The organism is Citrobacter sp. ANG330 (genome assembly GCF_047467925.1).
GTDB lineage: Bacteria > Pseudomonadota > Gammaproteobacteria > Enterobacterales > Enterobacteriaceae > Citrobacter_A > Citrobacter_A amalonaticus_G.
The window spans coordinates 120,782-137,021 of record NZ_JASJUI010000008.1; the positions used below are offsets into that span (position 1 = coordinate 120,782).

The following is a 16,240-nucleotide window of genomic DNA, read 5'->3' on the forward strand; positions in this document are numbered from 1 at the left end:
TCAGATTAAACCGGGGGATTTATGGCTTCGAATGTAATGGATTCTGTTTTATTTAGAGATTCTTTTGGCACACCCGCAATGCGCGCCGTGTTTGATGACTACGAGCTCATTCGCAAATATGTCGAAGTGGAGGTGGCGCTCGCCAAAGCGCAGGCCCGCTGTGGCGTGATCCCGAAAGCGGCAGCCAAAGAAATCGCCGAAAAATGCACTGCCAATACGCTGGATTTCGATTTGCTGCGCCATGAGACGGAAATCGTCGGTTATCCGATCCTGCCGCTTGTGCATCAGATTTCAAAGCAGGCCGGAGAGTCTGGCGGCTATGTGCACTGGGGAGCGACAACGCAGGACATCATGGACACGGCGGTGGTACTGCAAATCCGTGATGCTTTTGAACTGATCGAGGCGGACATGAACCGGTTGCGTGCGACGCTGGCTGACCTGGCAAAACGCTATCGTAATACACCGATGGCCGGTCGCACCCATTTACAGCAGGCGCTGCCGGTGACGTTTGGCTATAAAGCCGCCATCTGGCTGGACATGTTTGAACGCCACGCAGAGCGGCTGCAACAGGCGCGTCCGCGCGTGCTGGTCGGCGAATTTGCCGGGGCCGCCGGAACGCTGGCATCGCTGGGTGATAAAGGATTGTCGGTACAAAAAGCATTGATGGAAGAGTTAGGTCTTAACGTCCCGACCTCCACATGGCACGTAGCGCGCGACGGCTTCGCCGAGGCGGTGAACCTGCTGGCGGTTATCACCGGCTCGCTAGGGAAGATTGCTTATGACGTGATGCTGATGGCGTCGAATGAGTTTGGCGAGCTGTATGAACCGTTCGTAAAAGGGCGCGGTGCGAGCAGCACGATGCCGCAAAAACGCAACCCTATCTCCAGCGAACTGATGCTGGCCTGCGCGAAAGGCGTTCGTCAACAGGCCGGACTGATGCTGGATGCCATGGTTCAGGATCTGGAACGCGCTACCGGACCGTGGCATGCGGAATGGATTGCGATCCCGGAAAGTTTCGTCCTGAGCGCTGGGGCGCTGCATCAGGCCAACTTCATGCTGGCCGGCCTGGAGGTCGATGAAGCGGCAATGCTGCGCAATCTCGGGATGACCAACGGCCTGATTGTGGCAGAAGCGGTGATGATGGGGCTGGCCCCGTATATCGGCCGCCAGGATGCCCATGATGTCGTCTATGACGCCTGTCGTATCGTCAACGAGAAGGGCGGTCATCTGGCGGACGTGTTGAATGCTATGCCGACAGTGGCACAACGACTGGATCCGCAACTGATTAACCAACTGACCGACCCGGCAAATTATCTGGGAATGGCGCCTGAAATGGTCGATCAGGTGCTGGCCAAATATCAGTCACGGAAATGAACATGATTGTGCTAACGCAATAAGGATAGGGCTATGTCTACGAATTCTGTCGCGGGAAGGAAATTTCTCTCATTTCTGATCCCGCTGGTAATCGGTGCCGTCATCTGGTTTATTCCCGTTCCTGAAGGGTTAACGCCGGCGGCCTGGCACATGTTTGCGATTTTTGCCGCCACCATTGCGGCAATCCTGACTCAGCCGCTCCCTTCGGGGGCGGTCATGCTGATTGCGCTTTGCGTGGTGATCTTTAGCAATACATTGACTGAGGCGAAGGCACTCTCGGGCTTTGCTTCGGGTACGGTGTGGCTGATTTTCTGTGCCTACGTGCTCTCACTGGGGTTTGTGACTTCAGGACTCGGGAAACGTATTGCTTATAAAATGTTGTCTCTGTTTGGCGGAAGCAGCCTGGGAATTGCCTATTCACTCGGCGTTTCCGACCTGATTATGGCTCCGGCGATGCCGTCGGTGACGGCGCGTTCTGGCGGGATTATTTTCCCTATTGCCCGCTCAATCAATGATGTACTCGGCTCGGCGCCCGGTGCAACCGGCAAGCGGATTGGTGATTTCTTAACGATGGTCTGCTTTCAGTTCACGCCGATCACCGGGGCGATATTTTTAACGGGGATGGCGGCGAACCCGCTGGTGGCAAGTCTGGCAAAATCCACGCTGGGTCTGGAAATCACCTGGGGCGGCTGGTTTATTTCCGCGGTTGTTCCGGCGATGGTCTGTTTTTGCCTGATGCCGCTGTTGGTCTATAAGCTGCTGGATCCGGAACTCAAGCACACACCGGAAGCCAAAGCGATGGGTAAACAGTCGCTGAGCGAACTGGGCGATATGAGCAGTAATGAGAAAAAAGTGGCCGTGGGGTTTGTACTGGCACTTCTCGGCTGGGGAACCAGTCTGATTACCGGGATCTCTGCGACGTCGGTCGGGCTGGGTCTGGCCGCCTATTTGTTTGCAACCGGGGCCGTCAGTTGGAAAAGTCTCCTCAATGACCATGCCGCGTGGGACACGGTGATCTGGTTCAGCGTCATTATCAGTCTGGCGACGGGGCTGGCGGATCTGGGGTTCATCAAATGGATGACGGTGAAGCTGGGCAGCGGGATTCAGGGATTCGGTGCGATGGAAGCTTTCATCGTGCTCGGTGTCTTATATATCTACGTCCACTACCTGTTTGCTACTGCCACGGGGCACGTTGCCGCGCTGTACGCGCCGTTTGCCGCCACAGCGATTGCCGCAGGCGCGCCGCCGATGATGGTAGCCATCTGCTTCGGTATCTTCAGTAACCTGATGTGGGGGAACACCGAGTACGGTGGTGGACCCGGCCCTATCTATTTTGCGCAAGGTTATTTCGAGCGACCACGGTTTTACCGAATCAACCTGTGCGTGGTGACCTTCAACGTCATTATCATTTTCGCGGTTGGCATGCTGTGGTGGAAGCTGCTGGGTTACTATTAAGTCACAGCGCGGTTGCCTGATGGCGCTGCGCTTATCCGGCCTACGAACATAAGATTGTGTATTACTGTAGGCTGGATAAGGCGTAAGCCGCCATCCGGCGATTCGTCCCGGCATTGCGAAGCGCTTCCCAGAAGCGGCAAAAAAGATACGTTCCGGACCTGAAATGTGCCACAATAGTGGCTGTTTATACAGTGTTTCAGGTTTTCTCATGGCATTAACCGCTGCGCTCAAAGCGCAAATCGCCGCCTGGTATAAGGCGCTTCAGGAACAGATCCCCGACTTCATCCCCCGTGCGCCGCAGCGGCAGATGATTGCCGATGTCGCGAAAACGCTGACCGGAGAAGAAGGGCGTCATCTGGCGATTGAGGCGCCTACCGGTGTGGGGAAAACCCTGTCCTATCTCATTCCCGGCATTGCGATTGCCCGGGAAGAGCAAAAAACGCTGGTGGTCAGTACCGCCAACGTGGCGTTGCAGGATCAGATCTACAGTAAAGACCTGCCATTATTGCGCAAAATTATTCCCGATCTTCGCTTTACCGCCGCGTTTGGCCGCGGGCGCTATGTGTGCCCGCGAAATCTGACGGCGCTGGCCAGTACCGAACCGACGCAGCAGGATCTGCTCGCATTCCTTGACGATGAACTCACACCGAACAACCAGGAAGAACAAAAGCGCTGCGCAAAGCTAAAAGGCGATCTCGACAGCTACAAGTGGGACGGCTTGCGCGATCATACGGATATTGCCATTGATGACGATCTCTGGCGACGATTGAGTACCGATAAAGCCAGTTGCCTGAACCGCAACTGCCACTACTACCGCGAGTGCCCGTTTTTTGTGGCGCGTCGTGAGATTCAGGAAGCGGAAGTGGTGGTCGCCAACCATGCGCTGGTAATGGCGGCGATGGAAAGCGAAGCGGTGTTGCCGGATCCGAAAAATCTGCTGCTGGTGCTGGATGAAGGCCATCATCTGCCGGATGTCGCCCGCGATGCGCTGGAAATGAGTGCGGAAATTACCGCTCCCTGGTATCGCCTGCAACTGGATCTGTTCAGCAAACTGGTGGCGACCTGTATGGAGCAGTTTCGCCCAAAGACCACGCCGCCGCTGGCGAATCCGGAGCGTCTGAACGCCCTTTGCGAAGAGCTGTATGAACTGATCGCATCACTCAATAACATTCTCAGTCTGTATATGCCAGCCGGGCAGGATGCAGAACATCGCTTCGCGATGGGGGAACTGCCGGATGAAGTGATGGAGATTTGTCAGCGTCTGGCGAAGCTTACTGAAATGCTACGCGGCCTGGCGGAGCTGTTTTTAAACGATCTCAGCGAAAAAACCGGCAGTTATGATGTGGTGCGCCTGCACCGGGCTATATTGCAGATGAACCGTGCGCTGGGAATGTTTGAAGCGCAAAGCAAACTGTGGCGACTGGCCTCGCTAGCCCAGTCATCCGGCGCACCGGTGTCGAAATGGACGACGCGAGACATGCGCGACGGGCAGCCCCATATCTGGTTTCACTGTGTGGGGATCCGCGTGAGCGATCAACTGGAGCGGTTACTCTGGCGCAGTGTGCCGCATATTATCGTCACCTCCGCCACGCTGCGTTCGCTTAATAGCTTTTCGCGTCTGCAGGAGATGAGCGGCCTGAAGGAAAAAGCCGGAGACCGCTTCGTCGCGCTCGATTCGCCATTTAACCATATCGAACAGGGTAAAATTATTATTCCGCAGATGCGCTATGAACCGCTAATCGACAACGAAGAGCAGCATATTGCGGAAATGGCGGCTTATTTCCGTGAACAGTTGGAAAGTAAAAAACACGCCGGCATGCTGGTGCTGTTTGCCAGCGGAAGGGCGATGCAGCGCTTTCTTGAACACGTCGCCGATCTGCGTTTATTGCTGCTGGTGCAGGGCGATCAACCACGCTACCGGCTGGTGGAACTGCATCGTAAACGGGTGGAGAACGGCGAGCGTAGCGTGCTGGTGGGGCTGCAATCGTTCGCTGAGGGGCTGGATCTGAAAGGCGAGTTGCTCAGCCAGGTGCATATTCACAAAATCGCTTTTCCCCCCATCGACAGCCCGGTGGTGATCACCGAAGGCGAGTGGCTCAAAAGTCTTAATCGTTATCCCTTCGAAGTGCAGAGCCTGCCCGCGGCGTCGTTTAATCTCATTCAGCAGGTGGGGAGATTGATCCGTAGCCACGGCTGCTGGGGGGAAGTGGTGATTTATGACAAACGGTTGTTGACCAAAAATTACGGCCAGCGTTTACTGAATGCATTACCTGTTTTCCCGATAGAGCAACCCGCAGTGCCTGACGTTATCGTCAAAGCGAAAGAAAAAATGAAACCCGTGCGCCGTCGGCGTAAATAACGTGAGTGTGAGGCAAGGAGTTTTCGATGGATTACCACAAAATCATTAAAGAGATCGGACGGGGGAAAAACCACGCCCGCGATCTGGACCTGGATACCGCACGAGGCCTTTATACCCACATGCTCAACGGCGACGTGCCGGAACTGGAGCTGGGCGCAGTGCTAATAGCGCTGCGCATCAAAGGGGAAGGCGAAGCCGAAATGCAGGGCTTTTATGAGGCGATGCAAAACCATTCCATCAAGCTGACCCCGCCAGTTGCGAAGCCGATGCCGATCGTTATCCCCAGCTATAACGGCGCGCGCAAGCAGGCGAACCTGACGCCGCTGCTGGCGATTTTATTGCACAAACTGGGTTTTCCGGTAGTCGTGCATGGCGTGAGTGAAGACCCGACCCGCGTGCTGACGGAAACCATTTTTGAGCTGATGGGAATTGCGCCGACGCGTCATGCCGGACAGGCACAGGCGAAACTGGATGGACATCAACCGGTCTTTATTCCGGTGAGTACGCTTTGCCCACCGCTGGAAAAACAGTTGGCTATGCGCTGGCGACTGGGCGTGCGCAACAGCGCGCATACGCTGGCGAAGCTGGCGACGCCGTTTGCCGAGGACGCCGCGCTGCGACTTGCCAGCGTTTCGCATCCGGAATATGTGCCACGCGTGGCAAAATTCTTCAGTGATATTGGCGGGCGTGGGCTGCTGATGCACGGCACAGAAGGTGAGGTTTACGCCAATCCGCAACGCTGTCCGCAAATTAGCCTGATTGATAGCAACGGTTCCCGGGTGTTACAGAACCGGCAAAGTGACATGCCAGACGAACCTGTACCGCTGCCCGCGGCAAAAGATCCTGAGACGACCGCGCGCTGGATCGAACGCTGCCTGGCGGGAAGTGAGCCAGTACCCGCATCGTTGAAAATCCAGATGGCCTGTTGCCTGGTGGCAACGGCAGAAGTGGCGACGCTCGAGGAAGGACTGGCGCGAGTAAACGACAGTTTTTAGCGCGGCAGATAAAAAAAGCCCGTCCAGTGGCGGACGGGCAAACAAGGGTAATTCAGGTTCAATGAGGGTTGGAGCAGGGTGTCTGTTGGCAGCAGACGGGATAAAACTTATTTGTAGATAACAGCAGTACCGCTCATTTTGTTGTTGTTGTTGGCAGAGGTGATGCTGTAACCACTCGCACCAGCAGCAGCGGCTTTCTCAGCCAGTTTTGCTTCCAGTCCATCAAGCGTGGTTGCACCTTCTGCAGAGACCACACCGATTTTATTCATGCTTTGCGCCTGAGCAGCCGTAACAGGTTCGGCAGCGAAAACGCCAAAAGACAGAGTAGACAGGGCAACAGCGGCAACAGCATATTTGATAGTTTTCATTGTTAATCTCTCGCAGGTGATTTAGTAAGGAAGACGATGTTCCGTCGATGTGATGAGTATCACGCTTTTTGCTGAGAGATAAAATCGAAGAGAATTGACAACATTCATCAAATAAATTGAATGACAAATAACTTATTGATTATTAATTAATTCAGGAGGTGAATTTACGGTTCTTCGCGGTTCGCTTTACAGTTGAACAGTGAACGGCACATTTTGCTACGCAGAATGCAATTTATCGTGAGCGTAAGCGAAACGGCATGTTCTTTGACTTTACGTAAAGAGAAGTCAACGTAGCTGGCTGTCTTTTGAACCTCTGCGATTATATCCTGTGTGCAAAGTGTTTTGTGAATCTTTCTCCTGCTGGCAACTGAGGCATAATCTTACGCCAGGCACCGCCTGTCGGCGCGCCTCGGGGATCGGATCGCCGCACTCTTCACATTCATACAGGCTATCACCGCGCGGAATTTCACCTCGTGCACGGGCGACAGCATCTTCAATTGTACTGTTGATCTGTTCGTTCACCGCGTCATCATTTGCCCAACCCGAAGCCATAGCACTATTCTCCTCACGCTTATGCAAGAGATCATTATAGTCAATGATGGGGTCAAAAATTGCTCAGTCAAGGGAGCATTGCCCGATAAGCGGAGTGCTATCGGGCAGGTCGTAGGAAAGGTTACTTGTAAATAGTGGCTGTACCGTACATCTGGTTCTTACCGCCTGCAGAATTAACCACAAAACCTTTCGCGCCTTGTTCTTGCGCTTTTTCCGCCAGTTTATCCTCCAGCTCACTCAGGTTGGTTGCGCCAGTGGCAGAGACAGTCCCTGACGCGCGAAGCTGTCCGGTATCGGGGCTACTGAGAGGTTGTGCTGCTGATGCCGCAAATGCCACACCGGCAAGCGTGGTGGCGACGAGTAATGCGAGGCATTTTTTCATGATGCGCTCCTTAGTGAAACAATGTGTCGTGCCAGATAAGTTTAGGTCGGTAGTGCGGCAAGAATGACGTAAAAAATTGATGATGTTCTGCTTAAAATTTGAACGAAAAATATTGACGAATGTTGACAAAACAATGACATGCATATCACTGAATTTTGGATGATTTGTGTTTCTTCGCCCTGTTTCGTACGCTGATAAGCCATCGCGAAGCGGGGGTTTCACATTAACCTGGTTTACCGCGTTGCGTTATGCGGGTATCTTACGCCGCTGTTAACAGGAGAATGCTATGTCCCCCCAGAAACCGGGCTTACACCCGCGCAACCGTCATCACAGTCGCTACGATCTTGCCATGCTCTGCAAAGGCACGCCTGAGCTGGCGCAGTATCTCGTCCTGACCCCCGCCGGCGAGCAAAGCGTCGATTTTGCCAATCCGCTGGCCGTAAAGGCGCTGAACAAGGCGCTGCTTGCGCATTTCTATGGGGTGGCCAACTGGGATATTCCTGAAGGGTTTTTGTGTCCGCCGGTTCCTGGGCGTGCCGATTACATCCACCATCTGGCCGATCTGCTTGCCGGGACAACGGGAAGTGTGCCGACTCAAGCCACGATCCTGGATGTTGGTGTCGGCGCGAACTGTATTTATCCGCTGATTGGCGTACATGAGTATGGCTGGCGCTTCACGGGCAGTGAGACGCATGAGCAGGCGTTAGCCAGCGCGCAGGCCATCATCAACGCCAATCCGGGCCTGACGCGTGCGATTCGCCTGCGTCGGCAGAAAACTCCTACGGCTGTCTTTAACGGCATCATTCACAAGAATGAGCAATATGATGCGACGTTGTGCAACCCGCCGTTCCACGACTCTGCTGAGTCTGCACGGGCCGGAAGCGAGCGTAAGCGCCGCAACCTTGGGCAGAGCAAAGACGATGCGTTGAACTTTGGCGGTCAGCAGCAGGAATTATGGTGTGAAGGTGGTGAAGTGGCGTTCATCAAAACGATGATTGCTGAAAGCCAGGCTTTCGGCCGTCAGGTGATGTGGTTTACTACACTGGTGTCCCGCGGTGAAAACCTGCCGCCGCTCTATCGTGCGCTGACTGACGCAGGCGCGGTTAAGGTAGTGAAAAAAGAGATGGCCCAGGGGCAAAAGCAGAGCCGCTTTATTGCCTGGACCTTTATGGACGACGACCAGCGCCGCCGTTTTAGCACGCGTAAACGTTAGAGCGTGGGTTCGCCGGGTGGCTGCGATGATGGTGTGGCTGCCACTGGCGCGCTGGGCAGCATCTGCCAGGTCTGCACCGGTGGACGCACGCCCGCCAGGTCGAAATGTTTCTTCACCTGGCTGTCCAGCGCGAAGCGGACCGTCCACTGCTTCAGCGGCAGTGTGGTAAACGATACCCGCAGCGTAAATGCCGTATTGGTTAATCCGACAATTCCGGCAAACGACGGCTCACCAATAATCAGCCCACGAACGTCCTCCATTTCCATTACCGCAGCGACCGCTTCTTTCAGCGCCTGATTGGCCTTATCGGCATCTTCATGACGATCCACATCGTAATTGGCAACCACCGAGCCAATGCCGCGGACAAAGTTGGCGAAAGTGGTGATAGATGACCACGGAATAATATGGTACGCCCCGGTGTCCTGGCGTACGCCAACGGAGCGAATCGACATGCGCTCTACCGTACCGGTTAATGGCCCGATGGTGACCAGATCCCCGGTATTCATGCCATTTTCGAACTGAATAAAAACCCCGGTAATAATATCTTTTACCAGCGTTTGCGCGCCAAAGGAAATAGCCAGCCCCAGCGCCCCGGCTCCGGCCAGCAGTGGCGCGATGTTAACGCCAATTTCCGAAAGCACAATCATAATGGTGATGGTGCTGATAATCACCGCCAGCGCGTTGCGAAACAGCGTCAGCAGTGTGCGGGTTCGCGCACTGGGCAGGGGACGTCCATGGATATCGGAGGCCAGCCGGTTTTCGATCAGGCTGGCAAGTAGCGTCCAGCCCACCGCCGAGAAGAACAGGATAAGCACGATGCGGATCAGAATATCAACCGTCTTCTCTCCGGCTCCGTTATGCAGCCAGTTCCAGAAATCAAACAGTCCCCAGGCGTTTAACAGCAACATGATGGCGACGCACACCGTCAGGATCCGCGCCACGTTCAGGGCGGTAGAGAGCCAACCGTTAAGTCGTTTTTGCAGTTCAGGGTAATTGCGCTGTGTATGCGGGGAGAGGGTAATGGTTTTGGCTATCCAGCGGGTGAGCATCCCGGAAACGAAGGCGGCAATGCCGATGATCGCCAGACTGCGTACCGTCGCACCCATCATAAATTTCAGGCTGTTGCCGGGGTCGAACAGCGAGAAGAAAAACAGGACGATGAAATAGGCGCTTGCCAGCCAGTGCCAGACCAGCGCAAAGGCACGGATAAACAGACTGAAAAAGGCCAGCGACCGTTCTGCCAGATTCAACAGGTGCTGGGTAATTTCCTTCTTGTTACGAAAAATCAAATACAGCGCCCACAGCGTGATACACAGCATGATAATCACGTTGGCCATCGCGCCGACCTGCACGCTCACCTGATTAGAGATAATCGGAACAGCGACAATCAGGCCATAGCCAATCAGACTGCTGAGCGAGCTTAGTCGCCGGTTCCAGTAACGGGCGCTGGTATCCTGAATGGTAAAAGGCCGTAGTTCAGCCACGTTCGGACAAAAGATCAGCCGCAGAATGGCTTTGAAGAATTCGATTAGCGCAAAGGCATTCAGGAACAGTCCTTGCTGAAACGCAATAGTACGACTGCCGGCGTTTAGCCTGTCGCTCAACATCTGGCCGACAAACAGGGTTAGCGCCAGCAACAACAGGTCGATAATAAACGCGCCAACGATCATGGCCGGTAGCTGGACCCAGTTGCTACGCTCGCGGTTCTTCTTTCGCGCCCAGTTGCCCATTTTACGATACAGCGGCAGCGCGCACAGACGGATCAACCAGTAGAAACCGAATACCGCGGCGGCCAGCATCAGAAAGTGACTGAGAGCATTATTGAAGGTCTGGCTGTTAAAGGGTTTGTGCGGGGCGTCGGTAATGTTGCGATAGAGTTGTGCGAAGCGGTTGGAGAGTGCTTCGCCGTAGTGGCGGCTGAGATCGGTAACGTTTTCCAGCACCGTTTTTTCTTCAACGACCACCGGTGGAGTGATTTTTGGCACCGGCTCCGGCGGCGGTGTAGCCGCGACGGTACGCAGCTGATCAATCAGCTCCTTGCGCGAGGTCTCATTTTCCAGTACGTCGGCCAGCGCACCGTAGGCGGCTTTCTTTTGCTCTACGTCTGGTTCTGGCGCAGGGGCCGTTTGCGCGTTGGCGTCTGTACCGGTTGTGACGCCAGGAATGGTCACCGCCTGGGCGGGTGCGCCCAGCAGGCAAAAGAGGATGAACAGGATCCACCGCATGACTCCTCCAGTGAGAAAACAGAACAAAAAGATAAGTATAGTTGCTGGGGGAGCGGCGATTCGAAATGGGAAGAGTCGTAGAGAAACCTCCCTTCCAGGCGGAAGGGAGATGGGCCGTCAGGAAACGTGCTGCAAGAACTCCTGCAAACGCTGACTGGGCGGGTTTTCAATCAGGGTTTGCGGATTACCGTCCTCGGCAATACGGCCCTTGTCGATGAAGATCAGGCGTGAGGCGACCTTTTCGGCAAAGCCGATTTCGTGCGTAACGATGACCATCGTCATCCCTTCTTCTGCCAGATCCTGCATGACTTTCAACACCTCATGACGCAGTTCTGGATCGAGTGCCGAAGTTGGCTCATCAAACAACATCATCTTCGGTTTTACCGCCAGGGCACGGGCGATGGCGACACGCTGCTGTTGACCGCCAGAAAGTTCAGAAGGGTAGTGATGGGAGCGCTCGGCCAGGCCCACTTTGGCCAGCAGCTCCTTCGCCTGTTTTTCAGCCGCGTCTTTCTTCGTTCCACGCACGCGCAGTGGACCGAACATAACGTTTTCCAGCGCTGTCAGGTGCGGGAAGAGATAAAACTGCTGGAACACCATTCCGGCTTCCTGACGGATCAGACGTTCATCTACTTTCGGATCGTTGACCTTTAGCCCATCAACGAAGAGATCGCCGGAGGTGATCTCTTCGAGTTTATTAATGCAGCGCAACAGCGTGGATTTACCGGAACCCGATGGCCCAATAATGACCACCACTTCACCCTGCTTAATGCTCAGATCAATGTTATGCAGCACCTGGGTCGGGCCAAAATGCTTTGAGACGTTTTTAAATTCAATCACAGGATTTTCATCCTTCTTTCCAGACTACGAAGCACAATGTTCAGGACTTGCGTGATGATGAGATAGATAACCCCTACCGCAGTCCAGATTTCCAGGGCGCGGAAGTTACCGGCAATAATCTCCTGACCGCTACGGGTCAGCTCCGCCGCCCCGATGACGATAAACAGCGACGTATCTTTGATACTGATGATTAACTGGTTACCGAGCGAAGGCAGCATACGACGCAGCGCGAGCGGCATAATCACATGAAAGATGGTTTCGCGACGGGAAAGCCCCAGCGCGAGGCCAGCTTCGCTAAACCCTTTATGGATAGACAGGACCGAACCACGGGTGATCTCCGCGATATAGGCGCCGGAGTTAATCATGATCGTAATGACCGCGGCGCTGAAGGTGTCGATGCGCAAGTCCGGGAAGGCCATCGGCAGGGCGAAATAGATGTACATCACCTGAACGACGATCGGCGTACCGCGAATAACTTCGATAAAAACGAGAGAGACGTGATTGGCGATCCATCCGCCGTAGGTACGGGCTAAGCCCGCCAGCAAGCCGATGATAATACCGCCAGCCAGACCGAGGATGGAGATCCACAGGGTCATTTTGGCACCCTGAAGCAGGATCGGAATGGCGGGCCAGATGGCGCTCCAGTCAAACTGCATATGTTGTTCCTGTTACCGTGGTGAAAAAAATCAAATGCCCGGTACGCTTAGCGCCTCCGGGCAACATTTGAAGGCAAAGCCATTATTATTTAGGTTCAGTACCGAACCATTTTTTGTAGATTTCGTTATAGGTACCGTTGTCACGCAGCGTTTTCAGTGCGCCATTCACTTTCTCACGCAGCTCGTCGCTGCCTTTCGGGAAGGCGATACCGTACTGCTGCGCTTCCAGTGATTCACCCACCGCTTTGAACTGGCCATTGCCAGCGGTTTTGATGAAGTACAGGATGTTCGGCGTATCGTGCAAAACCGCATCAGCGCGGTTGGTGCCCAGTTCCATGTAGGCGTTATCGATGTTCGGGAACTGACGCAGATCTTTGGTTTTAATGTTGGCTTTCGCGTAATCCACGGAGCCCGTACCGCTCTTCACGGCAACCACTTTACCGTCCAGATCTTTTACGCTTTTTACGTCGTTGTTGTTGGTTTTCACCATCACTAACAGGCCGCTTTTGTAGTAACCGTCAGAGAAGTCGATCGCTTTTTTGCGCTCGTCAGTAATGGTGATGCCTGCTAATGCCAGGTCAACGTTTTTAGTTTGCAGTGCCGGGATAATGCCGCTGAAATCCATCGGTTTCAGTTCATAATCCAGCTTTAGTTCTTTTGCTACGGCGGCCCACAGGTCCACATCAAAGCCAACGTATTTGTCGCCCTGTTTAAATTCAAACGGTACGAACGCGGTGTCGGTTGCGACAACCAGTTTCTTATCCGCGGCATGAGAAGACACCGCAAAAGCCAGGGCAAGTGCTGCCAGTGAAACTTTTAATACAGACTTCATAGCATTTCCTTTTTTATCCACGGGGCGATCCCCTGCGAGAACAATCAGTGTAATGAAAGAATCGTGCCAGTTTTGCAACCCATTGTTTTAACACGAGGGTTTTATACTTTTTTGCATCGTTAGCGGAGCAAAGCTCCCTTTTTGCACCATATTGGGGCGCTGTTTTAGTGCAGCCCGGAGGATGCGTGAACAGTCTGCCTATTTAGCGCAAAGATCGTTGATAAAACAATCTTTCATTAACGATTGTGTGAGGTGATTATTACAAATATTTTACTTTACAGCGGGTGTGTGACGATGTGGCGCACCATAAAAGTGCAAAACCCCCGCCGTGGCGAGGGTTATAGAGGGAATACTTATAATGCGATTATTCGATGTTAGATTCGATAAACCACAGGAATTTGTCGAGATCGCGAGAAGCAGCGGTAAAAATATCTGCAGTATCTTCATCTTTCGCTTCGCTGATGGCTTTACGAACGTCGTTAGCCACGACAGCATAACGGTCTGCCAACTCTTTCAGGTGATCCTGGACGGTATGGATATCCAGCGGATAGCTTTTCAGCGGCGTTTTGCTGTTAATAACCTGCGTGGTCCCCAGGGCGACGCCACCCAGTTGTACGGCACGCTCTGCCATGGTGTCGAGATGATCGGTCAGGGCAGTACGGAAGCCATCCAGCATCTCATGAACGGCAATAAAATTCGCACCGCGCATGTTCCAGTGGGCCTGCTTGGTGATCAGCGACAGGTCGATGAACTGGATCACCTGACGATTCAGCAACTCAACTGTTGCTTTCTTATCGCTGTCGGAGACATCGTTACGGGTATAAAGCAGATTGGACGCTTTTGTTTTTACCAATTTAGCGGTACTCATAATTTCATATCCTCTTGATGTTATGTCCCGGTAATTTACGAGATTCAGTATAGCACCGGTTATCATTCCTGCTTTTCTGGCCCTGCCTATCGCTTTAATAGCAGTTAACAACATCAGTATTTAATTGCATTACTATTCAGGTGGTTGCGATTGTAAATGATTGGGGTATGACTATTTTCACTGTGACAGGAGAGTAAGAATAAATAGTCAGTCTGCGGGAGATGAGTGGAGGATAAATATCAGGAAAATACGCGAAGAATCGCGGAAAGATATTCTGCATGATTATGCAAACCATGCAGAAATGTAAAATTAATTTACATCAATCTCTTTTATTTTGCTCTCGCGTCGAATCGTCAGTGTCGATCCCATCGAGGCGGCAATAATCGCACCGAGTGCCAGCAACTGGACAAACGTGAGCGTTTCACCCAGAAACAGAATGCCTGCTACCGCAGCCAGGGCCGGTTCCATACTCATCAGCGTACCAAAGGTGCGCGTAGGCAAACGGGTTAAGGCAATCATTTCCAGCGAGTAGGGCAGCGCTGTTGACAGCACCGCAACTGCCAGCCCCAGCGGAATCACCGACCAGTGCCAGAGTGCTTCTCCGGCCTGCGCCACCCCAAGCGGAACGAAAACCAGGGCGGCAATCAGCGAGCCTACCGCGACAGTGGCCGGGCCGTGCTCAGCGCCGGCGCGCTGGCCGCTAAGAATGTAAATTGCCCAACAGGCGCCTGCGCCAAGCGCCATAGCGGCACCGAACAGGTCGACATGCGAAACATCCTGGCCCAATGGCAGCAGGAACCAGAGTCCCAGAACGGCCAGCACCACCCAGATAAAATCAACGGGGCGTCGAGAGGAGAACAGGGCGACCGCCAGTGGTCCGGTGAATTCCAGCGCAACAGCGATCCCCAACGGGATCGTCTGAATAGACAAATAAAAGAGGTAGTTCATTCCTCCCAGCGACAAACCGTAAAAGAGTAGCGGCAGGCGCTGCTCTTTGACAAAACGCAGACGCCAGGGTTTAAAGAAAACAATAAGGATCAGCGTACCCAGGGCCAGGCGGAGGGCCGTTACACCAGGCGCGCCGACCAGCGGGAACAGTGATTTTGCCAGCGATGCGCCGCTCTGGATCGAGCACATGGCGATAAGCAGTACTAAAATGGGTAACCAAACTGGTGTTTTACGTGACGACCCGGGCATCCGTTCTCCTGACAATGACTGTAAATATACGGCAACCAGCAATTTGCCTGATTTATGTATAGAAAAGTAAAAGAGGCAGTGTAATGGAAATAACCATCTACGGTTGAGTCTTCGTTGAAAAAAAATTTCTGGAAAGCCGTAAAATGGCGGCAGATTGATGGATTAATATGCTGGCAAATTAGGAATAATCTGGATGAATACCCTTTGTTATGCGCGTAATAATGGGGCGAAAATCCAGAAAAGTGATGTTATTTGAAAGGGATAGCGGTTTGTGGAAATGTTCTGTTACACGAAATGGCCCCTTAGACATCGCTAATCGTAAAGAGTTTCTCATCAATTTTTGATATATTTAAAACTTAGGACTTATTTGAAGCACATTTGAGGTGGTTATGAAAAAAATTGCATGTCTTTCAGCACTGGCCGCTGTTCTGGCTATCTCCGCAGGTTCCGCTGTTGCTGCGACTTCTACCGTTACGGGTGGTTATGCTCAGAGCGATGCTCAGGGCGTAGCGAACAAAATGAACGGTTTCAACCTGAAGTATCGCTATGAGCAGGACAACAACCCGCTGGGCGTAATTGGTTCCTTCACTTACACTGAAAAAGATCGTACTAACAGTGCAGGCGATTACAACAAATCTCAGTACTACGGCATCACTGCGGGTCCGGCTTACCGTCTGAACGACTGGGCCAGCATCTACGGTGTTGTTGGTGTGGGTTACGGTAAATTCCAGCAGACTAACTACCCTGGCTACAAAGATGACACCAGCGACTACGGTTTCTCTTATGGTGCCGGTCTGCAGTTCAACCCGATCGAAAACGTTGCGCTGGACTTCTCTTACGAGCAGAGCCGTATTCGTAGCGTTGATGTTGGCACCTGGATTGCCGGCGTCGGTTACCGCTTCTAATCACTTTCGTGATATAAAA

15 protein-coding genes are annotated in these 16,240 nt (G+C 53.3%); 6 read left to right on the forward strand and 9 right to left on the reverse strand.

The window, feature by feature from the left end; genetic code table 11:
• Positions 1-21 precede the first annotated feature (21 nt).
• The 4 genes from pcaB to ybiB all read left to right on the forward strand — a co-directional run bounded on the left by pcaB (position 22) and on the right by ybiB (position 6,183).
• Complete coding sequence (pcaB, locus tag QNN88_RS17365; protein ID WP_414241312.1) at positions 22-1,374, forward strand: 3-carboxy-cis,cis-muconate cycloisomerase; 1,353 nt, start codon at positions 22-24, stop codon at positions 1,372-1,374.
• Between the two features lie 33 nt (positions 1,375-1,407).
• Positions 1,408-2,829, forward strand: coding sequence for a DASS family sodium-coupled anion symporter (locus tag QNN88_RS17370; protein ID WP_414241313.1), 1,422 nt, complete (start codon positions 1,408-1,410; stop codon positions 2,827-2,829).
• Between the two features lie 208 nt (positions 2,830-3,037).
• The gene (dinG, locus tag QNN88_RS17375; RefSeq protein WP_414241314.1) at positions 3,038-5,188 is read left to right on the forward strand and encodes an ATP-dependent DNA helicase DinG; all 2,151 of its coding nucleotides are present in this window, start codon (positions 3,038-3,040) and stop codon (positions 5,186-5,188) included.
• Positions 5,189-5,214: 26 nt separating this feature from the next.
• Positions 5,215-6,183 (forward strand): DNA-binding protein YbiB, encoded by a 969-nt coding sequence (ybiB, locus tag QNN88_RS17380; RefSeq protein WP_414241315.1) that lies wholly within the window; start codon positions 5,215-5,217, stop codon positions 6,181-6,183.
• A 107-nt stretch (positions 6,184-6,290) separates the two neighbouring features.
• Here ybiB and ybiJ read toward each other — a convergent pair whose 3' ends face one another.
• From ybiJ to mcbA, 3 genes are all read right to left on the reverse strand, one after another.
• Positions 6,291-6,551: a DUF1471 family protein YbiJ gene (gene ybiJ / locus QNN88_RS17385; protein ID WP_043001280.1), complete on the reverse strand. Its 261-nt coding sequence runs from the start codon at positions 6,549-6,551 to the stop codon at positions 6,291-6,293.
• A 285-nt stretch (positions 6,552-6,836) separates the two neighbouring features.
• Entirely contained in the window at positions 6,837-7,103 is a 267-nt protein-coding gene (locus tag QNN88_RS17390) for a DksA/TraR family C4-type zinc finger protein (RefSeq protein ID WP_414241316.1), read from the reverse strand.
• A gap of 121 nt (positions 7,104-7,224) precedes the next feature.
• Positions 7,225-7,485, reverse strand: a complete 261-nt coding sequence (gene mcbA, locus QNN88_RS17395; RefSeq protein WP_414241317.1) for a DUF1471 family periplasmic protein McbA — start codon at positions 7,483-7,485, stop codon at positions 7,225-7,227.
• A gap of 286 nt (positions 7,486-7,771) precedes the next feature.
• Here mcbA and rlmF point away from each other — a divergent pair, with 286 nt between their 5' ends.
• Entirely contained in the window at positions 7,772-8,698 is a 927-nt protein-coding gene (gene rlmF / locus QNN88_RS17400; protein ID WP_414241318.1) for a 23S rRNA (adenine(1618)-N(6))-methyltransferase RlmF, read from the forward strand.
• Here the strand turns inward: rlmF and ybiO are convergent.
• The 6 genes from ybiO to rhtA all read right to left on the reverse strand — a co-directional run bounded on the left by ybiO (position 8,695) and on the right by rhtA (position 15,316).
• Positions 8,695-10,923: a mechanosensitive channel protein gene (gene ybiO, locus QNN88_RS17405; RefSeq protein ID WP_414241319.1), complete on the reverse strand. Its 2,229-nt coding sequence runs from the start codon at positions 10,921-10,923 to the stop codon at positions 8,695-8,697. The genes rlmF and ybiO overlap by 4 nt on opposite strands.
• A 117-nt stretch (positions 10,924-11,040) precedes the next feature.
• Positions 11,041-11,763, reverse strand: coding sequence for a glutamine ABC transporter ATP-binding protein GlnQ (gene glnQ / locus QNN88_RS17410; RefSeq protein ID WP_414241320.1), 723 nt, complete (start codon positions 11,761-11,763; stop codon positions 11,041-11,043).
• Entirely contained in the window at positions 11,760-12,419 is a 660-nt protein-coding gene (gene glnP, locus QNN88_RS17415; RefSeq protein ID WP_414241321.1) for a glutamine ABC transporter permease GlnP, read from the reverse strand. The genes glnQ and glnP overlap by 4 nt, the downstream gene beginning before the upstream one ends.
• An 85-nt stretch (positions 12,420-12,504) precedes the next feature.
• On the reverse strand, positions 12,505-13,251 hold the full coding sequence (gene glnH / locus QNN88_RS17420) for a glutamine ABC transporter substrate-binding protein GlnH (protein ID WP_043001273.1): 747 nt from the start codon (positions 13,249-13,251) through the stop codon (positions 12,505-12,507).
• Positions 13,252-13,615: 364 nt separating this feature from the next.
• Positions 13,616-14,119 (reverse strand): DNA starvation/stationary phase protection protein Dps, encoded by a 504-nt coding sequence (gene dps / locus QNN88_RS17425; protein WP_042320427.1) that lies wholly within the window; start codon positions 14,117-14,119, stop codon positions 13,616-13,618.
• A gap of 309 nt (positions 14,120-14,428) precedes the next feature.
• Positions 14,429-15,316: a threonine/homoserine exporter RhtA gene (gene rhtA, locus QNN88_RS17430; protein WP_414241322.1), complete on the reverse strand. Its 888-nt coding sequence runs from the start codon at positions 15,314-15,316 to the stop codon at positions 14,429-14,431.
• 389 nt (positions 15,317-15,705) lie between these two features.
• Here rhtA and ompX point away from each other — a divergent pair, with 389 nt between their 5' ends.
• The gene (gene ompX, locus QNN88_RS17435; RefSeq protein WP_414241323.1) at positions 15,706-16,221 is read left to right on the forward strand and encodes an outer membrane protein OmpX; all 516 of its coding nucleotides are present in this window, start codon (positions 15,706-15,708) and stop codon (positions 16,219-16,221) included.
• Positions 16,222-16,240 lie beyond the last annotated feature (19 nt).